General features: G+C 65.1%; 21 protein-coding genes. 15 read left to right on the top strand and 6 right to left on the bottom strand.

All coding sequences use genetic code 11. The features are described 5' to 3' along the window. Positions 1-309: 309 nt before the first annotated feature. The 6 genes from AC07FN_RS13985 (at position 310) to AC07FN_RS14010 (ending at position 6,124) form a co-directional block, all read left to right on the top strand. Positions 310-1,764, top strand: coding sequence for an aldehyde dehydrogenase family protein (locus AC07FN_RS13985; RefSeq protein WP_478395961.1), 1,455 nt, complete (start codon positions 310-312; stop codon positions 1,762-1,764). A 49-nt stretch (positions 1,765-1,813) separates the two neighbouring features. Next, positions 1,814-3,433 (top strand): GMC family oxidoreductase, encoded by a 1,620-nt coding sequence (locus AC07FN_RS13990; protein WP_478395962.1) that lies wholly within the window; start codon positions 1,814-1,816, stop codon positions 3,431-3,433. Continuing rightward, entirely contained in the window at positions 3,430-3,960 is a 531-nt protein-coding gene (locus AC07FN_RS13995) for a hypothetical protein (RefSeq protein WP_478395963.1), read from the top strand. The genes AC07FN_RS13990 and AC07FN_RS13995 overlap by 4 nt, the downstream gene beginning before the upstream one ends. After that, positions 3,957-4,124, top strand: a complete 168-nt coding sequence (locus AC07FN_RS14000; RefSeq protein ID WP_478395964.1) for a hypothetical protein — start codon at positions 3,957-3,959, stop codon at positions 4,122-4,124. Before AC07FN_RS13995 ends, AC07FN_RS14000 begins: the two co-directional genes overlap by 4 nt. Positions 4,125-4,134: 10 nt before the next feature. Beyond that, positions 4,135-5,169 (top strand): proline racemase family protein, encoded by a 1,035-nt coding sequence (locus tag AC07FN_RS14005; protein WP_478395965.1) that lies wholly within the window; start codon positions 4,135-4,137, stop codon positions 5,167-5,169. Positions 5,170-5,236: 67 nt separating this feature from the next. Continuing rightward, positions 5,237-6,124 (top strand): dihydrodipicolinate synthase family protein, encoded by an 888-nt coding sequence (locus tag AC07FN_RS14010; protein ID WP_478395966.1) that lies wholly within the window; start codon positions 5,237-5,239, stop codon positions 6,122-6,124. A gap of 101 nt (positions 6,125-6,225) precedes the next feature. On the opposite strand, the gene AC07FN_RS14015 is transcribed toward AC07FN_RS14010, so the two are convergent. Next, on the bottom strand, positions 6,226-6,936 hold the full coding sequence (locus tag AC07FN_RS14015) for a GntR family transcriptional regulator (protein ID WP_478395967.1): 711 nt from the start codon (positions 6,934-6,936) through the stop codon (positions 6,226-6,228). 460 nt (positions 6,937-7,396) lie between these two features. Between AC07FN_RS14015 and AC07FN_RS14020 the strand changes: the two genes are divergently transcribed. Then, positions 7,397-9,541 carry a N,N-dimethylformamidase beta subunit family domain-containing protein gene (locus tag AC07FN_RS14020; RefSeq protein ID WP_478395968.1) on the top strand — a complete coding sequence of 715 codons (2,145 nt, stop codon included), beginning with the start codon at positions 7,397-7,399 and terminating at the stop codon, positions 9,539-9,541. A gap of 456 nt (positions 9,542-9,997) precedes the next feature. Next, complete coding sequence (locus tag AC07FN_RS14025) at positions 9,998-10,414, top strand: transposase (RefSeq protein WP_478396017.1); 417 nt, start codon at positions 9,998-10,000, stop codon at positions 10,412-10,414. 406 nt (positions 10,415-10,820) lie between these two features. Here AC07FN_RS14025 and AC07FN_RS14030 read toward each other — a convergent pair whose 3' ends face one another. Both AC07FN_RS14030 and AC07FN_RS14035 read right to left on the bottom strand, forming a co-directional pair. After that, positions 10,821-11,120 carry a hypothetical protein gene (locus AC07FN_RS14030; RefSeq protein ID WP_478395969.1) on the bottom strand — a complete coding sequence of 100 codons (300 nt, stop codon included), beginning with the start codon at positions 11,118-11,120 and terminating at the stop codon, positions 10,821-10,823. A 46-nt stretch (positions 11,121-11,166) separates the two neighbouring features. Next, positions 11,167-11,808 carry an Lrp/AsnC family transcriptional regulator gene (locus tag AC07FN_RS14035; protein ID WP_478395970.1) on the bottom strand — a complete coding sequence of 214 codons (642 nt, stop codon included), beginning with the start codon at positions 11,806-11,808 and terminating at the stop codon, positions 11,167-11,169. Positions 11,809-12,133: 325 nt separating this feature from the next. Between AC07FN_RS14035 and AC07FN_RS14040 the strand changes: the two genes are divergently transcribed. From AC07FN_RS14040 to AC07FN_RS14050, 3 genes are all read left to right on the top strand, one after another. Beyond that, entirely contained in the window at positions 12,134-12,319 is a 186-nt protein-coding gene (locus tag AC07FN_RS14040) for a hypothetical protein (RefSeq protein WP_478395971.1), read from the top strand. Between the two features lie 147 nt (positions 12,320-12,466). Beyond that, positions 12,467-13,189 (top strand): GNAT family N-acetyltransferase, encoded by a 723-nt coding sequence (locus tag AC07FN_RS14045; RefSeq protein ID WP_478395972.1) that lies wholly within the window; start codon positions 12,467-12,469, stop codon positions 13,187-13,189. Positions 13,190-13,351: 162 nt separating this feature from the next. Continuing rightward, the gene (locus AC07FN_RS14050) at positions 13,352-13,516 is read left to right on the top strand and encodes a hypothetical protein (protein WP_478395973.1); all 165 of its coding nucleotides are present in this window, start codon (positions 13,352-13,354) and stop codon (positions 13,514-13,516) included. A 145-nt stretch (positions 13,517-13,661) separates the two neighbouring features. Here the strand turns inward: AC07FN_RS14050 and AC07FN_RS14055 are convergent, their stop codons facing one another. Continuing rightward, entirely contained in the window at positions 13,662-13,784 is a 123-nt protein-coding gene (locus AC07FN_RS14055) for a hypothetical protein (protein WP_478395974.1), read from the bottom strand. A gap of 785 nt (positions 13,785-14,569) precedes the next feature. On the opposite strand from AC07FN_RS14055, the gene AC07FN_RS14060 reads away from it, so the two are divergent. Together AC07FN_RS14060 and AC07FN_RS14065 are read left to right on the top strand one after the other, a co-directional pair. Continuing rightward, entirely contained in the window at positions 14,570-14,731 is a 162-nt protein-coding gene (locus AC07FN_RS14060) for a fumarylacetoacetate hydrolase family protein (RefSeq protein ID WP_478395975.1), read from the top strand. Further along, the gene (locus AC07FN_RS14065) at positions 14,656-14,910 is read left to right on the top strand and encodes a fumarylacetoacetate hydrolase family protein (protein ID WP_478396019.1); all 255 of its coding nucleotides are present in this window, start codon (positions 14,656-14,658) and stop codon (positions 14,908-14,910) included. Before AC07FN_RS14060 ends, AC07FN_RS14065 begins: the two co-directional genes overlap by 76 nt. Before the next feature lie 31 nt (positions 14,911-14,941). Here AC07FN_RS14065 and AC07FN_RS14070 read toward each other — a convergent pair whose 3' ends face one another. Together AC07FN_RS14070 and AC07FN_RS14075 are read right to left on the bottom strand one after the other, a co-directional pair. Then, a complete protein-coding gene (locus AC07FN_RS14070) occupies positions 14,942-15,382 on the bottom strand; it encodes an RNHCP domain-containing protein (protein ID WP_478395976.1) in 441 nt (146 codons plus the stop codon). 59 nt (positions 15,383-15,441) lie between these two features. Continuing rightward, positions 15,442-15,816 carry an RNHCP domain-containing protein gene (locus AC07FN_RS14075; protein ID WP_478395977.1) on the bottom strand — a complete coding sequence of 125 codons (375 nt, stop codon included), beginning with the start codon at positions 15,814-15,816 and terminating at the stop codon, positions 15,442-15,444. A gap of 227 nt (positions 15,817-16,043) precedes the next feature. Here AC07FN_RS14075 and AC07FN_RS14080 point away from each other — a divergent pair, with 227 nt between their 5' ends. Together AC07FN_RS14080 and AC07FN_RS14085 are read left to right on the top strand one after the other, a co-directional pair. Further along, entirely contained in the window at positions 16,044-16,643 is a 600-nt protein-coding gene (locus AC07FN_RS14080; protein WP_478395978.1) for a TetR/AcrR family transcriptional regulator, read from the top strand. Positions 16,644-16,827: 184 nt separating this feature from the next. Further along, the gene (locus tag AC07FN_RS14085; RefSeq protein ID WP_478395979.1) at positions 16,828-18,357 is read left to right on the top strand and encodes a serine hydrolase domain-containing protein; all 1,530 of its coding nucleotides are present in this window, start codon (positions 16,828-16,830) and stop codon (positions 18,355-18,357) included. Positions 18,358-18,433 lie beyond the last annotated feature (76 nt).

Genomic DNA, 18,433 nt, shown 5'->3' on the forward strand with positions numbered 1-18,433 from the left:
CCAGGCCCGGGCGTGATCCTGCCGAGCGACGCGTTACCCGGCGGGTTCGACTGCCAGGTGGTGGGTATTCGATGTCATCGAATGACCCTGTGCGTGGTGTCACTGGTGGCGGGTAGCATGTCACACATCACATGGCTTCGGTAGTGAGGCAGGCAATTTTCTCACGCGCAGCCCTTCGGCGCACGGGCTGACCTGCGGTTTCGGGATCGCCCTTGACCTCAAAGTGGCACAGTAATATGTTACCTGTTACATGTTGAACATTGCTTTCGGCTGATGCTGACGGCACGCCCAGAACTGAGGAGTACAAAGATGACGACGGCGCTGGACGCCCTGGATCGCGCGATCGAGAACTTCATCGACGGGAGCTGGTCCGCCGGCACAGGGGCCGAGACCGTGGAGGTGTTCGAACCCGCGACCGGCCAGGTGATCACCCGCTACCAGTCCGCAAGCCCCGCCGATGTCGACCGAGCCGTGAGTGCTGCCCGGCGCGCCCAGCCGGCCTGGGCGGCCAAGACTCCGCGTGAGCGCTCGGAAATCTTGCGGGCACTCGCCACGGCCTTTGCGGACCGGATCGACCACTTCGTCCGGCTGGAGGTGGCAGACGCAGGTAAACCCATCACCGCCACGCAGGACGGCGAATTCAACGACCTGGTGGACGCGATCCACCACTTCGCGGGCGCTGCACGTACGTTGGGCGGACAGGCGTCGGCCGAGTACGTGCCGGGAGCTACGACGCTCATCCGACGCGAGCCGGTGGGCGTGGTCGCCGCCATCACCCCGTGGAACTATCCCTTGTGGCAGGCGGTGTGGAAGATCGTTCCAGCTCTGGCCACCGGAAACGCGGTGGTGATCAAGCCGGCCGAGATCACCCCGGTCGGTACCACCGCGTTCGTGCGGCTGGCACAGGAGTTCCTGCCGGCAGGCGTGCTGAACCTGGTGCAGGGATACGGTCATACGGTCGGCGCGCACCTGATCGGGCACCCCGGCATCGACCTGATCTCGTTCACCGGATCGACCGCGACCGGGCGCGCCGTGGCGCAAGCCGCGGCCGAACGCCCCCTCCGCACCATCCTGGAACTCGGCGGAAACGCGCCGGTGGTCGTGTTCGAGGATGCGAACATCGATGCCACGGCAGCGGCCATCGTCGAAGCCGGCCTGGTCAACGCGGGCCAGGAGTGCATGGCGGCGACCCGTGTCCTCGCCCACAAGATGGTGGCCGATTCGCTCTCCGCGGCGATCCTCGCCCAGCTGGAAAAGATCGAGCTCGGTGACCCCTTTGATCCCCAGACGATTCTCGGCCCGGTGGTCTCGGCCGACCACCGTGATCGCGTCATGCAACTCATCGAGAACCGCCCTGCGCATGCACGCCTGCTGTACGGCGGGGAACGCGACCCCCGTCCCGGCTACTTCGTGCCCGCTACCTTCATTCGCGACCTTCGCCAGGATGACGACCTGGTCCAGCAGGAAATCTTCGGTCCCGTGCTGACGATGCAGACCTTCTCGACCGAGGAGGAAGCCATCGGCATGGCCAACGGTGTCCAATTCGGACTCGCGGGCTCGGTGTGGACGCGAGACGTCGCACGGGGAATCCGAGTCGTGAACGCCCTCAACTTCGGCAACGTGTGGATCAACAGCCATCTGCTGGTCGCCGCGGACATCCCGCTCGGCGGCTTCAACCAGTCCGGATACGGCAAGGAAGGCGGCCTCGCCGGAATCGAGGAGTTCACCCGCGTGAAGCAGATCGGGATTTCCCTGGATTCGTAGCCCGTTGCCGATTGGGCTTCGGCCGCGCCGACCCGGCAGAAGGAGAATTATGACCACTACATCGGACGCTGTGGATGTCCTGATCATCGGAGCGGGTCCGTCCGGGGCCGTCGTTGCCCACACCTTGGCAGCGAACGGGTTCACCGTGCTTTGCCTGGAGCAGGGCGACTGGGTCAACCCAGCGGATTTTCCGGGAAACCATCCGGAGTGGGAACTGCTCATCCAGAACCGCTGGCATCACGACCCGAACATCCGCCAGATGCCCGCGGACTATCCGCTCGAGGTAACCGACTCCGACATGACGCCCGTCATGTACAACGCGGTGGGTGGCGGCACGATCTTCTACGGTGCCGAGTGGCCACGTCTGATGCCTTCGGACTTTCGGGTCAAGACGGTCGACGGGGTGGCCGAGGACTGGCCCATCACCTACCGCGATCTAGCGCCCTACCACGACGAAGTCGACAAGTTCATCGGCGTGTCCGGGCTCGACGGGGACACCGCATACCCGGCCGACCTCAGCTATCCGATGCCTCCGCACCCGATCGGCAAGGTCGGGCGGAAAGCGGCGGAAGGGGTCAACAACCTGGGCTGGCACTGGTGGCCCGGATCCAACGCCATTCCCACGCACAAGCACAAAGCTCTAGAACCTTGTGTTCGCTGGGGAACCTGTGAGTTCGGTTGCCCGCAGGGGGCGAAGGCTTCGTTCGACCTGGCCTACTGGCCACATGCCATGCAGGCGGGCGCCAAGATCGTGACCGGTGCCCGGGTACGTACGATCGTGACCGGGAAAACCGGGCTCGCGGAGGGCGCGATCTGGCTCGATCGCGATGGCACCGAGCATCTCCAGCGGGCGACCGCGGTCGTCATGTGTGCGAACGGCATCGGAACGCCCAGGTTGCTCCTGCTCAGCGCCGACAACCGGTATCCGGACGGCCTGGCGAACTCCAGCGGTCTGGTCGGGCGCAACCTGATGTTGCATCCGAACTCGTCGGTTATCGGTTACTACGAAGAAGACTTGCAGAGCCATCGCGGGCCGGCAGGCCAGCTCATCTATTCGATGCAGTTCTACGAGACCGACCGCGCCCGTGGTTTCGTGCGCGGTTCGAAGATGCACGTCCTGCCGACCCCAGGCCCGTTGAACGCGATAGAAACTCACCGCGCCCTGGGCTTCGACAGGCTCTGGGGAGAAGGAATCCACCGAATTGCCGCGCGGGCACAGGGTGGTGTGATGTGGGCGGCGCAGGTCGAGGATCTGCCCGAGGAACACAACCGGATTACCCTGGACGAGACTCTGACCGATTCCAACGGCCTTCCCGCACCCAAGGTCCACTACCGGATCAGCGAGAACACCAGAAGGATCCTGAAGTTCACAGTGGACCGTCTGCAGGAGTTGCACCAGGCTTCGGGTGCCGTCGAAACACTGGCGACCGAGCTGTGGATCGACCAGCCCGGGCACCTGCTCGGCACAGCCCGGATGGGCAACGACCCGGCTACCTCGGTCACCGATCCTTATGGCCGGACACACGACGTTCCCAATCTGTACATCGCGGACGGCAGCTTGTTCGTCACCGGCGGTGCGGTCAATCCGACCGCCACGATCGCCGCCCTGGCATTGCGAGTCGCGCGTGGGATCGTCGAAGACGCCAAGTCGAATCGAGTGATGTCATGAATCAGGAAAACGGCTCGGTACGTCTTTCAGTGCACCCGCGTATGACCGCCCTGCCGGGAAAGCTGACGGAATCGCAGTACGACACGTTGATGGCGGTGGCCGATATTCTGATCCCGGCATCCGGTGACCAGCCGAGCGCCTCGGCGTCATTCGCGCAGCAGGGGCATCTCAACCTGGCGATCAGTGCACGGGCCGATTCTTTCCAGCGATTCGTCACGGTACTGGACGCATTATCGACGGTGGACCGCGGAATGCTGCGTCCCACGCTGAAGGCCGTGGCCGAAGGACAGGCCACGGAGGGCGCGACGACGCGGCCCTCCGGCCTAGGCTCGGCGGATTTCCACCTGCTGTCGTCGATCATCGCCGGCGCCTACTTCATGACGCCGGAGAATGCAAAACGCGTAGGATATCCCGGCCAGGGGCGAAATGCTCCGACCCCAACTGAAGCCGCGGATGACCTCGACGGCGGCATCCTCGATGCCGTGATCGATCGTGGCGAGATTTTTGTCTCCGGCGTCGGCGAATGATCCGCCACGGCATCGACCACTGGAACACCGACTCGAAGCCGTTCGCTTGGACCGCCGTCGACGAGATTCTCGCCAAGGTCCAACTCGTACAGGCCGACATCAAGAAGGTCGTCGACAACGAGGCCGAACAAAGACAACAGAATTACGACGCGCTAGAAGGGTGAACCAGTGCGATTGGACAACCTGCTCCACGTGGTGGGCTGCCACGCCGCAGGGGAAATCGGGAACGTGGTCGTCGGCGGAGTTGGAAATATTCCCGGCGACACGATGTTCGACAAGCGAAATTACTTGCAGGAAAACCGCGACGAGATCAGGCAAATCCTGCTAAGGGAACCGCGGGGGAGTGTCGCCTGCCACAGCGACATCATTTTCCCGTCAAATAACCCCGATGCCGATATGGGGTTCGTCATTCTCGAACCCACCGAGTATCCAGCCATGTCGGGCAGTAACCTGATGTGCGTCGCGACCGTCCTGCTGGAGACGGGGATCGTCCCGATGGTCGAGCCGGTCACCACCTTGACGCTGGAATCGCCTGCCGGGCTGATCACGGTCGAATGCCATTGTTCGCAAGGTCAGGTAACCAAGGTAAAGTTCACAAATCAACCCGCGTTCGTCTACCACCTCGGCGCGCAGATCGACGTTCCACAACTCGGGTCGCTGGCCGTGGATGTGGCCTGGGGCGGGATGGCCTACGTGCTGGTCGACGCTCCCTCGCTCGGGTTCAACCTCGTCCCCGAGGAGGCCCGAGAGCTCGCCGTGCTGGGCCAGCGCATCAAAGCGGCCGCCGCGGAACAGCTGTCGGCGGTACATCCCACGCATCCCGAGTACCCCGGCATCACCCAGACCGAATTCACCACCCCGGTCCAGCGCAAGGATGGGGTGCTGACCGCGCGGAACGGGGTCGTCATTTCGCCCGGCCGATTCGATCGGTCACCGTGCGGCACCGGAACGTCGGCTCGCCTTGCGGTACTGCACGCCCGTGGAGAAATCGAACCCGGCGAGACATTCGTGCACGAATCGATCATCGGCACGCGGTTCGAGGGGACTGTCCATTCGACCACTACGGTCGGCGAGGTTCCCGCGATTGTGCCCACCATCGCGGGACAAGCGTGGATCACGGGCTTCATGCAGTACGGGATCAGCCCCACGGACCCGTTCCCGGAAGGCTACGTTCTCGGCGACACCTGGATGCAACCGGTGACCGGCTGATTTCCCACCGCTCCGGTCCGCCATATTGCGCGGCAAGTGTAAAGCCGTAATGAGGAAGGAAATTTTCGTGATTTCGAAGCCCTGGCATGGGATCGTTGTTGCCTCGACATTGCCCTTCGCTGAAGACATGTCGATCGATTACGACAGATTCCAGGAACACGTTCGCTTTCTTGCCGAGAACGGCGCCGACGGCATTGCGCCGAACGGATCGCTGGGCGAGTACCAGGTCCTCACTCCACAGGAGCGAGCCCGCGTTGTCGAGCTGGCCGTCGAGGCGGCCCCGGCAGGCTTCCACGTCGTTCCCGGTGTCGGCGCGTACGGATCGGCCGAGTCGCGTCGGTGGACCGAGCAGGCCCAGGCCGCCGGTGCGCATGCCGTGCTGGCGTTGCCGCCGAATGCCTACCGCGCCAACGATGCCGAAATCGTTGCTCACTATCGGGAGATCGCCGAGGTCGGTCTGCCGATTGTCGCTTACAACAACCCGTTCGACACCCGGGTTGACCTGACCGCGGAGCTGCTGGGGCGCATCGCCGATATCGAGAACGTGGTCGCGGTCAAGGAATTCTCCAGCGATATTCGCCGCATCACCAGCATCCAGCAGAGTGCTCCACGGCTGGATGTGCTGGCCGGCGCTGATGACAACGTGCTGGAGGCCACCCTGATGGGGGTCGTGGGCTGGATCGGCGGTTTCTCCAACTCGATGCCCAAGGCATGTGCCAAGATCTTCGAACTGGGCACCGCCGGCCGCGTCGAAGAGGCGCGTACCCTGTACGCGCGCCTCCAGCCGGCATTCTTGTGGGACACCAAGCACACGTTTGTGCAAGCGATCAAACTGTCCCAGGAGGTCGCCGGTTTGTACGGTGGCCCGACTCGTCCGCCGCGCGGTCCCCTGGGAGAGGTCGACCATGCCCAGGTGGTGAAGGACGTCGAAGCAGCTTTGTCTGTCGGCGTCTGAGCACTGCCGACCGCATGGTTGTCCATCGAGCTGCCCCGGGCTGACCGGTTCAACCGGAGCCACCCCTAAGCGGCTCGGGTGGCTCTCCTTCCGGAGGAGCTCTACCGAGTAGAGCTCCGGAAGGGGAGCCACCTGTCGGCCGGGGTTCCGGCGCCCTGTGCATCTGCCCAATCACCTTTGATGTGGTCAAAATGCCGGTACATCAGGGAGTTGATCGCGCCCGCATCGCCGGCGACGATCGCGTCCAGAATCGGCAGGTGCTCCTCGGCCGAAGCGGTCAGGTCGCCCTGCTCGGACAGCTCATGCAGGCCGAACAAGCGGGTCTGATCGCGTAGCCCATCGACGGTGGCGACGAGGCGACTATTCCCGAAAAATCCGAGCAGGCCGAGGTGAAACCGACGATCCGCATCCAGATAGGCGATCAAATCCCCGGCCTTGGCGGCATCCACGATCTCGCCGGCGATCCGCCGGTACTGGGCGTAGGCGTCGTTCACCGAGGAGTTCCCGGCCAGGTTCACCATGGCGGGAATCTCGAGCAGCGCACGGAGTTCGTAGATCTCCCGCCGATCCGAGTCGTCGAAGGGAATCACCCGAAACCCGCGATTGCGCACCGCTTCCATCAGTCCTTGATTGACCAGAGTGAGCAGCGCTTCACGCACCGGGCCGGGCGACACACCAAGGTCGGCGGCGAGGGCGGTGGCGGAGTAAATCTCGCCGGGCTTGAGGTCGCCGGACACCATCGCCTCACGGATGACGGCAAGCGCCTGGTCGCGGAGGCTTGCGCGCTTGAGGCCCGTACTAGAAGAGATCATGTGCTGGCTTCCCCTGCGAAGAACGGATTTGGATGCTCGCGGCGGCATCGGCATCCAGGTAGCAAATAACATACTACCTTGTACTCGCGTTCGGGTTGTTAGGAGCATCGTCCAGGGAGGCGGCGCAGGCAGTGACCACGACGATCTCAGCGGTGAATCTCTGAGCGGGAGCCATGTTGCAGACCGACATCACGGCAACGAGCCCGGAGCTGGTCGCGGAGATCGTTGCCACGGCTGCTTCCAGTCATGCGGCGGGCAGGGGCGCGCGTCGGCGGTTCGCCGCTTCCTGCGGCCACTGACCTTCCAGAAGGCTCCGTCGGCTGTCCTGCCGGAGAGGCTCGGCGACGACTACACCCGAGTTCCCCGGTGCCTGTACAGGCCCCGATCCCCGCCGCAGCCTGACCGGGTGCACCGACACAGTTGACCAGCCGCGCGAATCGAAAGGAATACCATGCCGATAATGGGATACTCGGACCGGCTGAGCGGGGCAGCCGGGGACACCATGCATTTCTACGTAAGTGCCTCGGAGCCGGGTAGCTACCAGGCGCAACTCGTTCGTTTTCACGGCATCGACCAATCCGCCACGCCGGCCGTCGCCGTCGAGGAGAACCTCCCGGCGTCCGCGAACGGCAGGTACCCGGCCCGGCAGCAGCCGCTGACAACAGGGTCCTACCTGAAGATCCCTACCCCGGGCGCGCCCCTGAACGCGGAATTCGCGGTGACCCTCTGGTGTCAGCCGACCCTGCCGGGGCGCACCCGGCAAGTCTTGTTCGAGGCCGCGATGGCACCGGAAGCCCTACGGCTGACGATGGGTATCGACGAGGCCGGGTTCCTTTTCCTGGCGTTGAGCCAAGGATCCGAGGAACTGAGCGTCCTCCGCTGGCCCGAGCCCGTGGAGCGCGCCCGGTGGGTGCACCTCTCGGCTGAGGTCGGCCCGGACACCGTGCGGCTGGAGCTGGCCGGGGATGATGGGGCCCAGCACGCGGTCGTCAAGGACGGTGCAGCCGGCACGATGGCACATCAGGACTGGCTGTTTCGCCCCGATGTCCTCACCTTCGCCGCCGGTGTCGCCGGTTGCGATCACTTCAACGGCCGGATCGAGAACCCCGCGGTGTATTCCTCTCTGGCCGGGGCCGGGCGGGAGGCGCTCGCCGCATGGGACTTCAGCCTTGAGGTGTCCTCGGACAGGGTCATCGATACCGGGCCGTACGGCTGGCACGGAACCCTGATCAACCGCCCTGCCCGCGCAGTTCTGGGACATCGCTGGGACCGGGCGACCATTCGATACACAGACGACCCCGCGCAGTGGAACGCCATTCATTTCCACGACGACGATCTGGGCGATGCGGGCTGGTTGCCTGACTTTGCTTTGACGGTGCCGGATGGGATGCCTTCCGGAATATATGCGTTCAAACTGACCCAGCTGGACAAGACCGATTATCTTCCGTTTTATGTAACATCACGAGAGCCCAATTCCAAGATGCTGTTCATCGCGCCCACGAACACCTACGTCGCGTATGCGAGTGAACATTTGTGGGAGGGAGAACGCGGCGAGGCGCACACGAAGCTGATGGCAAGCCCCATCGTGCTGGATGACGCGGAGAAGACACTGAGGGAAAACCCCGGACTGGGTCGGTCTCTCTACGATACGCACTCCGACGGCAGCGGGGTGGCGTACGCGACCAAGCTCCGACCACTGGTCAATATGCGGCCCAATTACGTCAATTGGCTTTCGGCGGGCAGACGGCACTTCTCCGCCGATTTGTTCATCACCGGCTGGCTGGAGCATCTCGGTGTGGATTTCGACGTCATCACGGACGAAGGCCTCGATGAGCACGGCGTGGACGCGTTGCGGCACTACGATGTCGTCCTGACTGGAAGTCATCCAGAGTACCCGACACGCGGCGAGTTCGAAGCCGTAGAACGCTACCTCGAAAATGGCGGAAACGTCATGTATCTCGGTGGAAACGGATTCTACTGGGTCACCAGTTACACCGATGCAGCCCGGACGGCCATCGAGGTGCGGCGCGGGTACTCCGCGACCCGGAACTGGACCTCGCATCCAGCGGAGCTCCACCACAGTTCAACCGGCGAACTCGGCGGTGCCTGGCGGCACCGCGGCTACGATACGAACCCGGTTCTCGGGATAGGTATGAGCGCCGTGGGCTGGGCTGGTGCCTCGCCCTACCGGCGGACACCCGACAGTTTCTCCCCAGACCTAGAATGGGTTTTTGCGGGAGTCATCTCGGAAGTGATCGGTGAGAACGGCTTGGTGCTCGGCGGCGCGGCCGGGGACGAACTCGACTGTGCCGACCCGCGACGTGGTACCCCGGCGCACGCCCGGGTACTCCTGTCCTCCTCTCACAACGAGCTCTACTATCCCGCCATTGAGGTTCGCAGCGAAATCGGTCCCGGACTCGACGGCACCTCGAACCCAGATGTGCGGTCCGATGTCGTGCTGATCGAAGGGAATGGTCGGGGCTCGGTATTTTCGGTCGGCTCCATCTGCTGGGCGGGCGCGATGGCCTACGCTCGCTACGACAATGACGTCTCCCGGATCACCGAGAACGTGCTCCGGCGGTTCCTGAACTCCACGGGGAACTAGGAAGGACGGGCGAATGGCGTGACGACCGCCCGCGGCGACGGAAGATGCCGTCCTGGTAGTCCCTGTTCGCTTTCATTTCTTCCGATGCGGAACCTGGCTCACTCCCTCAGTGATAAGTATGGCGACCGGCTTGCCATTGCGGAGGGGGTTGATCGGCAAAGCCGGTAACCGGCCGGCAATGGGCGGGCGCCTGCCAGCAAACGGCACCAGCGCGGAACTTGTCACCAAGCCAGTCGCGATGCTTAACCTTGATCTTGAACCTGTGGAGTCTGCGGCGGGACGCGGTTGATCAGGAACGCAGCCCTGGTCGATCATTCGCTCTTGCGACAGAAGGAACTCGACTCAAGGGCTGCGCACTTCGTGGACCGCGGTGCTCGACGCCCTGCGGCTACCACCGGGTGCTGATGTCGCAGCGCCCTCACTACCGCCCAGCTCCGCGAGGTCATCGAGCGACTGATCGCCGCAGGCCAGTGGAAACAAGGCGATCCAGCGATCACGGTGGTGGCCGACGCAGGCTACGACCTACCCTGCATCGCCTATCTGCTCAGTGATCTGCCGGTCGAGATCGTGGGTCGGATGCGCTCAGGCCGGGTCCTGCGTCGGGCAGCACCACTCCGCGAGCCCGGCACAAGGGTGCGACCGCCCAGACACGGCACCGAGTTTGTGTTCGGTGATCCCGCTTCCTGGGGCCAGCCGCACGCCGCGACGACCACTGATACCCGACTGTATGGAACCGCGACCGCGCAGGCGCGGGACCGGTTGCATCCTCGGCTGACACAGCGCTGCGCCTGGAGTGGCCATGGCGGAGCATTGCCGATCATCGCCGGGCACCGTGATCCGCCTTCATGTCGAGCATCTGCCCAGCGGCGGTGAGGCGAAACCGGTGCGGCTGTGGTGGTCAGGAGTGAACGCCACAGCGGCCGATGTTGACCGGTGCTGGCAGGCATTCCTCCGCCGCTTTGACATGAGCACACTTTCCGGCTGTTCAAACAAACCCTCGGCTGGACCGCTCCCAAACTCCGCGACCCCGAGGCCGCCGATCGCTGGACCTGGCTGGTGATCACCTGCCACACCCAACTCCGCCTGGCGCGGCCGCTGACAACGGACCTCAGACGCCCCTGGGAAAAACCCACCCCGCCAGACAGACTCAGGCCCGCGTGGGTCCGACGCGGATTTCGGAACCTGTGCACGATGAGCCCGTCTCCGGCGCGTGCACCGAAACCCTCCCACCCGGGACCTGGACGACCCCGGGCTCAACCAAGCATCATCGAGCGAAGCGCTACAACGTGGGACGCATCCTTGCCACCGGCCAGCCATACAGCAGCCCCACCCACCACAACAAAGCACCAAACCCTGACGCTTTGCGGCCGCGGCCGTCCTCGGTGAACTGGCCCTCTGCAACAAGGCGCTTGATGCGCAGTCGGACTTGTTGGTCGCTCATCCCGAAGGCGTTGGCGTCATCGTAGAGCTCGCCGACGTCGATCGTGGCCACGTCGCGGATCAGGCTTTCGATTCCCCCAAAAAGATCACGCGGATCGCGGGCCGGATCCGGGCGACGCCGGTGGAGCTCAAAGACCATCCGTACCGCTCTCGCGAAGCTCGTGGGGCAATTTCATCGGCTGGTCTCAGTCGGCCTTTTCCTCGGGTACTGCGGCCCACGGGTCGGGCGGGATCACCTCGATACACCGGCCGTTCTCCTCCACCAGGCGGCCATAGATCTTCACCTGTCGCAGCTCCAGCCGCCGTTCGGTGACGGAAACGCCGGGGAACGCCATGGCGATCCGGATAAGCACTTCCTCCAGGTGCTCGAAAGAGCGCAGGTTGACGATCAAAGCGAGGTTGGTCGGGCTGGCCACAGCCGCACACATGCGGGTTTCCGGCCATCTTGCCACCTGGTGTCCCACGGTCCGCAGGTCGACGTCCGGGACGGTCAGCCACAGCAACGCCATGGTGTGCCATCCGGCGAGTCCCCGAGCGACGTCGCAGCGGAAAGCGATGTCGCCGTTCCGCTGGAGCCGGTCGAGCCGGCGCTGCACCGCCTTCGGCGTGGTGTCGAGTTCTTCGGCGAGATCGGTGTAGGTACGCCGCCCGTCACAGCCAAGGGCGAGGAACGACGCCCGGTCAAGTGCACCGAACGGGCGGATCTCCTGCGGTGGCGGACCAATGGCCTCACGTATCTGCTCGGTCTGCGAGTTGTTCATCACGCCGAGGCGCCACACCATTCCACCGAACAGGCTGCTTGTGCGGTATTGCCACGCCGCGCCCATCCCTGCAACGCATCCCGCTCGGCCTGGCTCAGTTTCAGCAAGGCCAGTTTCGGTCCACGACCATCGCCCATGCCGCACTCTAACAAGATGATAATGAATTAACGACTCAGGATACTAGGTGCCGCTTATCACGACGAACGGACTCCGGCACCGATCAACGGCGAGGCCGAGAATCCGGCCGCGACGATCGTCGAGCGCGAGCCGGCCGATTCGCGACAGTCGCCCACTGACCGAAACCAGGGCCGAACAGAAAGCTGGACGCATGCCAGGAGGTGCACCACAAGAGTACTGAGCGGCGACGGAGCAGTTGCCATCGAGGAGGATCATGACCAGCATCGCGTACACGGAACACGAGCCGGGCAGGGTCGGTGCTAAGACGCCCGTTACTGGCAAGCGAGCGGTGGCATCGAGCCAGCACACTGTCGTCACCAACAGCATGCTCGACACGCTTCGGACGGGGGGCAACGCCGTCGATGCTGCCATCGCTGGCTGCCTCATCAAGCGGTTCTGACGTTCGCTGACCTCCACGCGAAGGAAATCCGGCGATGAGCTCGTCCGAAAAATAGCTTGCGTACGATCCTCGAAACCTGCCACTGTTTCGCCGCCTCGGTCGACCGCGATCGACGCCGCAAACCACATGGACTAGAAAGCACAGCAATTGTTCCCTTCCGCAATCACCGACCTCTGGCTTTCCCCGCTCTCGAAGGGAGATCTCCTGTGCAGTGATGACACTCTCACCGTCACTGTCGACCCCGACCTGCCCGAGGACGAACGCCTTACAGTGCTGAAGACCACCGACGGGAAGATGCACGTTCTCCTCACCCCAGCGGTAGCTGCAGCGATGGGCCTGGCCCCCGGGCAGCGCTTCGACGAAGCGACCTTCCGTCAGAGATTGGAGATGTCCGGAATCACGCTGCACGGCGCCGATCACCTCTTCTACTACATGAGCGCGACGAGGGAGTCGCTGCTACGCGAACCGGATGACAGCTCGGTCCGCCAACTCACCGCAGACGACGCTTCGGCATTCGCCGACTTCAAGGCCTCGGCGTCGCCGCAGGACCTGGACGATGCCTACGTCGAACTGGACCACTGGGCCGTCTACGGCGTATTCGAAGACGGTCGGCTCGTCTGCGCGGCGAGCATGTACGCCTGGGGCGATGCGCCCGTCGCAGACCTCGGAGTCCTGACTCTGCCCCCGTTCCGCGGGAACGGCCACGGACGCCGCGTCGTGCGCGCAATCTCGCGACACGCCATCTCACGAGGCCACGAACCGCAGTACCGGTGTCAGCTCGACAACCACGCTTCCGCAGCATTGGCCAGATCAGCCGGGCTGACTCCATTCGGCACCTGGGACATCGTTTCCCCCGACTCGACCGCATAAGCTGCGCCCGGCGACGGCGAATTGTCGAGCATACCTCTTCCTTCTCGGCTTTGTGTGGGTAGTGCTCGGCCACTTTTGAGGGAGGTTTTGCTGCTGTGTAACGGGATGTGCACGGCTTGGCTGGGAGAGAGTTACGCGCACGTAGGTCACTCTAGGTTCGGGTTGCCTAGACAGTCCGAGGAGTTTCTCGCTGCGCTGTCCGGCCGGCCCGAGCTGGTGGTCGCCGACGGCGGGCCCGCGCTCGCCAAGGCCACCGCGGCGGCGGCCTGGCCGGGTGACACGGCCACGAGATTGCGCCGCTGCGAAGGCATCTGCTGCGCGGGCTGACCCAGTCCCTGCCCGAGGCCGTACGCACCGACCTAGCCCACCCGGTGACCCCAAGCCCCCGCCGACCTGCCTGACCAGCCCAGCGAACTGGGTGGCGTTGGAGAACACCCTGCACCGGATGTTAATGAGCCCGGCCCGCTCAACCTCATGGCGGAGCCAGCACCCAGGCTGCTTCCCCCAGCTCGGCAACCTTGGCGAACAGTGCCAGCAACGGCCGCTCGTCATTGGCGACCCGGCGCGAGAGCAACTGCCTGCCGTCGGTGTCCACAACGCAACGGTGATGATGCGTCTTGCCTGCATCGACGCCAACCCAGACGTTGGCTGAGGGACCGTAGGATCGCCGGGGCCATTGTTCATGGCCCGCCGCGGGGCACAGTGAACCGCGTTGAACCACAGGCCGAGGTTGGGAACGCCGCAGCTCAGCGCGATCAGCTCCAGTTCAGCACCGTAAGCGCTGAAGGTGTCCAAATTCCAAGTCGTTCAAGTGTAAACGCCGAGTTGCGCGTGGCTGGGCCACGCCAGCCTGCCGCCGATTCGAGCGGCGGAGGGAACCTGCGGCATGCGCCCCGCTCCCGCTATCCCTCGGCACGCTGGACGATGTGGTGCGCGGGTGCGCCGCGGCGCTGGATGCCGTACGTGATGCGGTGACAGGTACGCCCACCGTCCCGCTAGCAGGGGTGCGCTTGGGGCCACCACTGCGGCGCTTCAACCGGGACATTCTCTGCAGGGCTGGAACTTTTGGGACCACTTCGAGGAGTCGAGGGGCAAGCGCGAGGGCCAGGACCCGCCGGAGGTGCCGAAGCACCCGACGTTTTTCACCAAGGGACCCGACATGGTGATCGGTCCGGCGGACGACATCGCTTACGATGCCGGGCTGTCAGCGAAATGGGACCACGAGGCGGAGGTCGCGCTCGTCATCGGGCGCGACGGCCGGTCCATTCCGGAGGAACGCGCGTGGGAGCACGTGTTCGGTTTCTGCGTGGCCAACGACGTCTCCCAGCGCGACCTCCAGCGCACTGTCAGTGGCTCGAGGGCAAGAGCATCGACCGGACAATGCCGTTGGGGCCCTGGATCACCACCGCGGACGAGATCGAGGATCCCTACGATCTGCGCATCGAATGCGAGGTGAACGGGGAGGTGTGCTGCAGGACGCGTCGACGCAGCAGGTCGTCTTCCGGTTCGAACGCATCATCGCCGAGCTCAGCTTCGGGATGACCTTGCGCGCCGGTGATGTGGTGCTTACCGGAACCCCCAACGGTATCGGGAACGCCCGTTCGCCTCAGGTCTTCCTCGGCGAAGGGGACCTCGTGGTGACCCGGGTGTCCCAGCTCGGCACGTTGCGGAATCGGGTGGCCGAACGCGTTGGCGGCCTTCAGCATTCGCGGTGCCGCTAGTCGGCGTCGGGGTTGGCGGCGGAAGCAGTGATCAACGGACCGCTGCGTCCCGCGCCATTGGCGGCTTGACCGCAGTCCAAATGCGATGGAAGTCCGGGGAGATTGGTTGGGCGATGGGGGCGAGGATCAGGCGCACGAGTTGCAGGGGGTTGTCGTCCCCGGCGATCCGGTTCGTGCCGAGGCGCTGGCAGCGGGCGCACTGGTGCAGCAGTGCCCATTCGCCGTCGTCGTGGGCGATGACCGCGACGACGTCCATCCTCGCCCCGCATTGCGATCTGCGGTCGCCGGGGACGAGCTCGTCCACGTGCCTGCTGGCCAGGCACATGGGGCAGTGGTTGCGGTGGGCTGTCCCGGGGGCTGTCGCGGCGATGTCGAGGCGGCAGCCGACGCAGCGGAAGCTGCGCGGGGTCGTGTCGTGATGTGTGCGTTTGGCGCGCTGCGGTGCGCGGGCGCGCGACGTTCTTCTTGGCATGTCGAGGTGTGGTTCCTGGTTGTTTCGTTCAGACGGCGCCGCCACCGGGCCGTGCCTGTTCAGAGGTTGGCCAGGTGTTCGAGGGGGAAGGGTGTTTTCGCCAGTGGTCGGGTCGCCAGCCGGATCAGCAGCAGTTGGTTGTCGTCCTCCGCGACCGGGTTGATGGACAGGGAGTCGCATACCACGCAGCGGTGGATGATCCGCCACTCCTCGTCGCGAGCGACCGTGATGCCGATCAGGCGCATGCGGCCCTGGCAGTCCGCTTCCCGTGCGGCTTTCGTGTTCGTCGACATGTGCTTGCTGCTCAGGCAGTTCGGGCAGTGGTCGCGGAACCGGCGATCCGGGGAGTGCAAGGCCACCGATCGTCCACAGTGCACGCATTCGAACAGGTCGAGGGGCCGGTAGCCGCCGCTGTTGTTGGTCGTGGTGGTCATGGGTTCTCCTGTCGGTCGTCGGACCGTTCGGTCGGTTCGGCGAGGTGGTCCTCGGTCGTGGTGAGGGGCCGCGACCGCGCGCCACGCGTCCGGGGTCGCACGTCCTCGGTCGCGTGTCGCGTTGCTGTCGTCATAGCGGGCTGCTCCTATACTCGAGCCAGTAGAGTTGAGCGTATGTTCAAGTTGGATGCGTGTTCAAATCTTTTTCCGGGCGGGAGCGACGACGCATGGCATATCTGGCGCGTGACCGGCGTCGTGAGGCGATCCTGAAGGCGGCGGCCGAGATCATGATCACCGACGGGTTCCGCGCGGTGACCGCCCGTTCTGTCGCTGCCGGGATGGGCGCTTCCACCGGTATCGTGCACCACCACTTCGCCTCGATCGCCGATCTCGTCCGCGCCGCCTGGCAGTACCACACCGAGGCGTTGATCGAGGAGTTCACCGAAGCCGCCGCCGGCCTCTCCGCTGAGGACGCCGTCGAGCTGTTCATGGAGGACCTGATCTCGCCGGGTCGCGAGTCGCACGTGCAGATCTGGGCCGATGCCTGGCACGAGGCGCAATTCGACCCCGAGTTCGCCGAGGTCTACGCGAGGGTGTTCCGTGCCTGTCGTGACTGTCTCGCGGACGTGATCGCGGCAGGACGCGCTGCCGGTGCCTTCCGCAGCGACCGGGATTCGATCGCAAGCGCGCAGACCATCGTGACGATGGCGATGGCCGTCAGCGGACTGAGAGCCGTGCGCGCGCCACTGCTCGACCAAGCGCAGGCGCGGACGATGCTGGCCGAACTCCTCGGGCAGGAACTGGGCTACCGACCACAGTGGACGTAGAAGGCCGTCGCCAGTTGTTCTACGCCAGGTTCTGCACCACGAGTTCGCGACCTGTTCCGCGCCGACCGCACCCGCGTGGTCGTCCGCGTACTCGACGCCGGTGTGCGGGACTCCAAGCCCGGGGGCCAACAGTTTGCAGAGGAGGCCAAACCCGGCGAGGGCGAGGATCCGGATACTGGAAGATATGGATCTTGAACTGGTAGAGCGCGCCATCGTCGGCTTCACCCCCGACGGGCCGGACGCCCCGGGCCTCGCCGTGGGCGTCTACTCCGGCGGCCGGGTGCTGCTTACCGCCGCCAGGGGCGTGGCTACCGTGGAGTTCGGCGTTCCGATCGACGCCACGACCCGCTTCGACATCGCCTCGGCCTCCAAGCAGTTCACCGCGGCCTGCGTGCTCATGCTGGCCCACGAGGGCAGGCTGAGCCTGGACGACGACATCAGGAAGTACGTGCCGGAGCTGGCCCTGGAGCGCGAGGTCACGATCGCCCAGTGCCTGCTGCACACCGGCGGCCTCCCGGAGTGGTACGCACTGCATGCCATCACCGGGGTCCCGCTCCAAGTGCTGACCGAGGAGCGGCTCATGAAGATCATCAGCCGCATCCGCAGGACGACCTTCGAGCCGGGCACCGCCTTCTCCTACTCCAACACCGGTTACGTGCTCGCGGCCGTCGTGATCAGGCGAGTGACCGGGAAGTCGCTCGCCGAGTTTGCAGCCGAGCGGGTGTTCGGGCCGCTCGGTATGGACGACACCGTCTATCGCGACGACGCCTCGGTGCCGTTGCCGCGGATGGCGTTCGGCTACGCGGCCGGGCCGGTCAGGGCTGACACCGAGGAAGGGGCGGTGGGCGATGGCGGCCTGGTGACCAGCGTGAGCCAGCTCGCGCCGTGGTTCGGGTTCCTGGCGGATGGGCGGGTGCTGGGAACGCGGCTGCGTGACGCGCTGCTGGAGCGGGGGGTGCTGGCCGACGGGACCGTGCTGGGTTACGCGCACGGGATCTTCCATTCGATGGTGGGCGAGCTCGACGCGTTCGGCCACACCGGCGGCATGCACGGGTACCTCTCCAACCTCCTCTACCTGCCGGGGCCCGATCTCGGCGTGGCAGTGCTGACCAACCAGAGCGCCCTGGACGCGGTCGGTCTCAGCCGTCGGGTGGCCCTTGAGCTCACCGGCCAACAGGAACGTCTCGCTCAAGGGCGGACCCCCGCCTCGGTCCTGGGGCACTGGTACCAGGAGGCGATCGACGCTCCGATCACCGTCGCCGAGGCGGGTGCAGGCCGGGTCGCCATCGTGCAGGAGGAGGCCGAGTTCGCCCCAGGTACGGACGGCCGCTGGTACGGCGTGGGCGAGGAGAGCACCACTTGGCTGGCCGTCGAGGACGGCGATCTCATCATGGGAAGCATCCATTGGGACGAGCCTCCTATGACCTTCACGCCCTGCCCGGCCCCCGGCCAGGACGGGGCCCCGGACGGCGCCTGGCTCAGCGATGAGTACGACGTGCTGGCCTTGATCAAGGACGGCAGGTTCACCATGGGCCTGACCCTGGAACTCGAGATCGAGCCTGCCCCGGCGGGAGCCTGGCGAGCGGGCCCTTTCACCCTTCGCCTGGACGCGAGTGGAGATCTGACGATCAGCGGCGAGGGCTTTCGGCGCATGCGCCTCATCGCCCAGCCGGAGGGAACCAAGCCGGTGGGCATCCCCCCTGGCCTGGTCTAGCACGACCAGTTGGCCTCCAGGACGAGGGCGGCCGCCAGGAGTTTGGCTCCCGAGTCAGTGAACGTGGGACGTCTGC

The sequence above is a fragment of the Saccharopolyspora sp. NPDC045941 genome (assembly GCF_056431445.1).